A 5,646-nucleotide genomic window follows, 5' to 3' on the forward strand; every position below is an offset into this window, starting at 1 on the left:
CCCCTGGAAGGACCCCAACCCCGACGCCTTCGCCAACCCCAACCGGGGGGAACCTGGTGGCCAATCCCGGCTTTGAAAGCGGCTCGCTCTCGCCCTGGAACTGCGACGCCGGTGACCTCGTGGTGACCTCTCCGGTCCACAGCGGTTCCTACGCTTTGCAGCTGACGCCGAGCAACTCGACAACCGGCCAGTGCACACAGACGATCAGCGTGCAACCGAATCATACGTATACGCTGAGCGCCTATGTCAACGGTCCGTATGCTTATCTTGGCATCAGCGGCGGAGCCAGTAATTGGACAAGCAGCACGAGCTATACCTTGCTGTCGGTGACGTTTACCACTGGCTCCTCGACAACCAGCGTGACGATTTATGTCCACGGCTGGTATGCCCAGGGCCCGGTCTATGTCGATGACGTGTCGCTGAGTTAGTTCATGCTGACATGCCTGGTTTGCATGGGGCAGGCAGCCGACAATAACAGGCTTGACGGCCATCGGGCAGCTTAGGCAGTCTGGCACCTGCTCCCAGGGAAGCGCGGATCTTTCTCGACCTGCGGCAGGAGCAACTCCCTGCCGCAGGTCGTTTTTGGAGAGTGATCTGCTCGCTGGCCAAAGGGGCCTGGCCAGGCCAGGTCAGTTCAAGGTCCCCACGTCATTCGGCGAGCCTTGCTGTCTTGAGATGGGAGAAGCACGACTATTCGAACGGTGATGTGCTACAATTGCTAATGACGGCACAATGATGAGCCTCCCACAAGGACCGTTGACCGCACCACTGACGAGGGCTTCTGCAACGCTGATCGTTTGATCACTTAGATTCCCGCAACTTCCATCCTAGATCAGAATGGATTAGGGATTGCCACCTGGCTGACAGCTCTGCCAGTGTCGTCGGCCCGGCAGGCGAGCAGCAGAAAGCTGGTCGGGCTGCCGGGCGTCGCGAAGGAAGAGCCAGCCGGGGAGAGAGCCAGCCGCTACTCTGGCAGAGCAGGGCTTTGCATCTGAGCGCTTGGAAAAGGATGCATCTCTATGTCTGAGCAAGAACGCCGTCAGGAGAAAGATGCTCCCTTGCGCCGCGATATCCGCATGCTCGGCGATGCGCTGGGACGCGCCATTCAGCAGCACGGGGGCAGTGAGGTGTTCGAGACTGTGGAACACCTCCGCCGTAGCTGCAAGCGTCTGCGCGATTATGCCGAGCAGCTAGCGCAGGCTGAGGGAGCGGAAGCGGAACAATTGCAGCGTGAGATTAAGGCATTGGATGCCGACATTATGCGGGTCGTGGAGAGCTGCGATCTGCGCATGGCCATCGATGTGATCCGCGCCTTCACGATCTACTTTCATCTGGTCAATACGGCGGAGCAGTACCACCGCATTCGCCGCCGTCGCGAGCACGAGAGCGGCCCGGAGCCGACGCCACAGCGTGGCTCGCTGGCTGCCCTCATACAGTTTTTCCAGCAGCACGGAGTCGACCGCGAGACCCTGCAGGCCCTCTTGCAACGCCTCTCGATCGAGCTGGTCTTTACCGCCCACCCAACTGAGGCGACGCGCCGTACGCTGATCATTAAGTCGCGTCAGGTGGCTGATCTGCTGGATGCCTACGATCGCGAGTACGGCCACGTGCTCGGTCGACCTCAGCGCCCCTGGCCACGCCAGCGCGAGCTGGAGAGTACCATTGCTTTGCTCTGGCGCACCGATGCTGTCCGCCACGTGCGCCCGCAGCCGGTGGATGAGGTGAAGATGGGCATCTATTACCTCGATGAGATTATCTACGAGGCACTTCCCGAACTCTACGAGGAGTTCGAGCAGTTGCTTGAACGGCAGTATCCCAACTTGGATCTACGCGTTCCACCTTTCTTGCGGATCGGCTCCTGGATCGGCGGCGACCAGGATGGCAATCCAAATGTCGGACCGGAGACGTTGCTGCAGGCCCTGCGCCTGCAACGCGCTAGCTTGCTGACACACTATCGCCGCTCAATCGAGGCACTGGCACGTGAGTATTCGCAGTCGATTACCTATAGCACGGTGACTGAGGAGCTGCGTCGCTCGATCGAGGAAGACGCCGCTCGCCTGCCAGACTACGATCGCGAGCTGGGTGAACAGACGCGCCTGGAGCCTTATCGGCGCAAGCTATCGTTCATGTGGAAGCGCCTGGGGGCGACACTGGCCGCGATGGCACCAGCCACGGAGGAGGAAGCGGCTGAGTCGGCCTCGGCTCCACAGCGTACGGTGGCCTACCACGATGCAGAGGAGCTCCTGGCCGATTTGCACCTGGTCTATGAGAGCCTGCTGGCCGACGGTGAGCACGAGGTGGCCAATGGGGCGCTGGCTCGTCTGATTCGCCAGGTGGAGCTGTTCGGCTTTCATTTCGCTGCGCTCGATGTGCGCCAGCACAGCGAGCGCCATGCCCAGGCGCTTTCAGAGCTGCTGCGCGTGACCGGCCTGGCCGAGACGCTGGCCACCGGCTCCGATGGGACACCCGCCAGAGACTATCTGGAGTTGAACGAGGAGGAACGGGTCCAGCTGCTGGAGCGCCTGCTCCGCGATCCGCGGGTCTTGCCGCGACGCGGCCTCCAGCTGAGCAGGGAAACAGCCACGGTTTTGGGCACGTTCGAGGCCATTCGCCAGGCGCGCGAGGAGTTCGGTCCACGGGCGGTGACCTGCTATATCATTAGTATGGCGCGTACGCTCAGCGACTTGCTGGAGGTCCAGTTTTTCTGCAAGGAGGCCGGCATCAGCGGCCTGCCGATCGTGCCGCTCTTCGAGACAATCGCCGATCTGCGCGGCTGCGCGACGATCATGGAAACAGCCTTCCGCTTCCCGCTCTACCGCCAGTGGGTGGCCAGTCACGGCAATGAGCAGCAGATTATGCTCGGCTACTCGGATAGCAGCAAGGATGGCGGGATGTTGACCTCGGGCTGGGAGCTGTATCAGGCACAGCAACGCCTGGCAGCATTGGGGGAGCGCTATGGGATCGGCATCATGATCTTTCATGGACGCGGCGGGGCCATCGGACGCGGCGGCGGCCCTATCTACGAGGCTGTTCTGGGCCAGCCACCAGGCACTGTCAACGGGCGCATTCGCATTACCGAACAGGGTGAGATGCTCTCGTTTAAATACGGGCTGCACGAGATTGCCCTGCGCAATATGGAGCTGGTGGTCACTGGAGTCATTGAGTCGAGCCTCCCCCAGGACCAGCGCCGCGAGGAACCGCCACGCTGGGTCGAGATCATGGATCGGCTCTCGCTGAGCGCCTATCAGCGCTACCGCCGCCTGATATACGAGGATCGTGAGTTTCTGTCATTCTTCGAGCAGGCAACGCCAATCCTCGAACTCGGCTGGCTCAATATCGGCTCTCGCCCGGCGCGCCGCACCAGCGGACGCAATATTGAGGAGCTGCGTGCCATTCCCTGGGTCTTCTCCTGGATGCAGAGCCGCTATGTGCTGCCAAGCTGGTACGGGATCGGTGGGGCTATCGAGGAGTTCGTTCGGGCCGAGCCGCAGGGCCTGCACGAGCTGCAGGAGATGTACCGCTCCTGGCCCTTCATGCGCGCTTTCCTCGATAATTTACAGATGACACTCTCGAAGGCGGATATGCATATTGCTCGCCACTATGCGACGCTGGTGGCCGATGAGCAGCTACGCCAGCGGATCTCTGCCGAAATTGAGGCAGAGTATGAGCGCACGTGTAGCTGGCTGCTGCGTATCGTGGGAGGCAAGGCCCTGCTGGATAACTCGCCGGTTCTGCAGCGCTCGATCCGTCTGCGCAATCCTTATGTGGACCCGCTGAGCTACTTTCAAGTGGTCCTGCTACGCCGCCTGCGGGCCTTGGGCGGGCCGCTGGATCTGAGTAAGGCGGAGCAGCAGGAGGCTGGCGAACAGGAGCGCGAGCGGGCACGTCTGACCTACGCTGTGCTGTTGACCATCAACGGCATTGCCGCTGGCCTGCGGAATACCGGCTAGTGGCAGCCCAGCCCGCTTTCTTTCTCTCTCAGCGGGCCCAGGCTTGCAAAGCGCAAAGCGCAGCAAAGTAAAGTGAAGGATGGGGCCGGTGACGCTGGTCCCATCCTTTTCTGTTCTGTTCTGGTCGTCTGGGAGCTGGGCAGCCGCAAGCTAGACAAAAGGCAGGACCGTCTCGGCGAAGTCGCGCAGGCCCTCGATGTCATCAAGATAGAACCACTGCAGCATCAACTCTTGAACGCCGGCTTCGCCGTAGCGTTTGATCTGGGCAATAGCCATGTCGGGTGTGCCGACGATGGTGCGATTCTGAGCCTGCACTCGCTCCAGGATCTCCTGCGAGGAGAGGGGGGCGTAGCTGGGATCGTAGTGACGCCACCAGTCAAGGCGCTGATAGAGATCTTCGCGTGTGCGCCCGAAGAAGAGCGAGGTCATCATCGTGCGCTGAACACTGGAGGGCGGGCGCCCTGCCTCCTGCAGCAGTTGATCAAGAAAGGCGGATAGTTCGCGAAACTGCTCAGGGGAGAGAAAGCCGGCGTTCCAGATGTCGGCGTAGCGCGCCGCCAGGGGCAGTGTGCGTTTGCGTCCGCCGCCGCCGATCATGATGGGCGGCCCACCAGGTCGCTGCGGACGGGGCAGGAGCTGCGCCTCGCGCAGCTGGTAGAAGCTGCCGTTGAAGGTGACTGGCTGCTCGGAGCGCAGCAGGAGATTGATCACCTCCAGGGCCTCAGCAAAGCGCGCCATGCGCGTACGCATATCGCCCAGGTTCAGACCAAACATGGCATGTTCGCGTTCCTGCCAGCCGGCTCCAACACCGAAGATGAAGCGTCCCCCACTCAGGTCGTCGAGAGCTATAGCCTGGCGCGTTAGCATGACGGGATGGTGAAAGGAGATCGGCGAGACGAGTGGGCCAAAATGGAGGCGCCGCGTATGGTCGGCAGCATAGGCCAGCGAGACAATGGTTTCCAGGGCCTCGCGATCGGGCGGCACGGGGTCTGTGAAGTGATCGGAGCGGAAGAGGCCCGCGTAGCCCAGACCTTCGATGGCCTCGACCAGGCGCTGCCAGCGGGGCCAGGTCAGGCCCGTCTGTCCCTCGATCTGAATGGAAATAGCGACCATTGTGAAACGCTTCTCCCTCCTGACTGAGCTATCTCTCGGCAGGGCTGCCCACATCACCGATGAGAGCACCCTGCCCTATCTGCTACCAGTATGGCACACTGATCAGCAGGGGAACAAGAGCAGGCATAGCGCCGCCAGCCCGCTCGCTCGCTGGGATTGACGGCGCTGCTGAGCATATGATAGAATTAACGTATAGATGCGGCAAGTGAAGCGAACTGTTAGATCGAAGCTGAGCAACAGAAACGAGTAATTTCGCAGGGGAAAGAGCGGAGAGGGAAGCAGCTCATGCCAGGATGCACGTTCCTGATAGCTTTCGGGGCACAATGCTGGAGCAAGTGATGCAAATCCAGATCGAAGCTTGCGATTCTGTCAGCAAGGCCCATGACCAGACGGCCCTCCAGCCAGCGATGCATCTCGCTGGCACCATCCTCCACTGCCTCGTCGTCGCTGGTTATGGGTCCCGAAAGAGCGGTGCCAAGGACAACTCCGGCAACGAGCAGGCACGCTGGTGCTGCTCAGCACTTCGAGCAGGTCAAAGAGGGCTTCGGCCCCACACTGGCAGCGCTGGCAGAGCTGATGACGT

Annotated in this window: 3 protein-coding genes; 2 read left to right on the forward strand and 1 reads right to left on the reverse strand. The window is 61.3% G+C overall.

The window, feature by feature from the left end; genetic code table 11:
* On the forward strand, window positions 1–428 hold a 428-nt coding region (locus IRZ31_RS19755; RefSeq protein WP_297156967.1), incomplete at its 5' end, for a carbohydrate binding domain-containing protein.
* A gap of 591 nt (window positions 429–1,019) precedes the next feature.
* The gene (gene ppc / locus IRZ31_RS19760; protein ID WP_297156969.1) at window positions 1,020–3,950 is read left to right on the forward strand and encodes a phosphoenolpyruvate carboxylase; all 2,931 of its coding nucleotides are present in this window, start codon (window positions 1,020–1,022) and stop codon (window positions 3,948–3,950) included.
* Between the two features lie 150 nt (window positions 3,951–4,100).
* On the opposite strand, the gene IRZ31_RS19765 is transcribed toward ppc, so the two are convergent.
* Window positions 4,101–5,063 (reverse strand): TIGR03560 family F420-dependent LLM class oxidoreductase, encoded by a 963-nt coding sequence (locus IRZ31_RS19765; protein WP_297156972.1) that lies wholly within the window; start codon window positions 5,061–5,063, stop codon window positions 4,101–4,103.
* Between the last annotated feature and the right edge of the window lie 583 nt (window positions 5,064–5,646).

Origin of the sequence: Thermogemmatispora sp., assembly GCF_019683635.1 — a bacterium.
Classification (GTDB): Bacteria; Chloroflexota; Ktedonobacteria; order Ktedonobacterales; family Ktedonobacteraceae; genus Thermogemmatispora.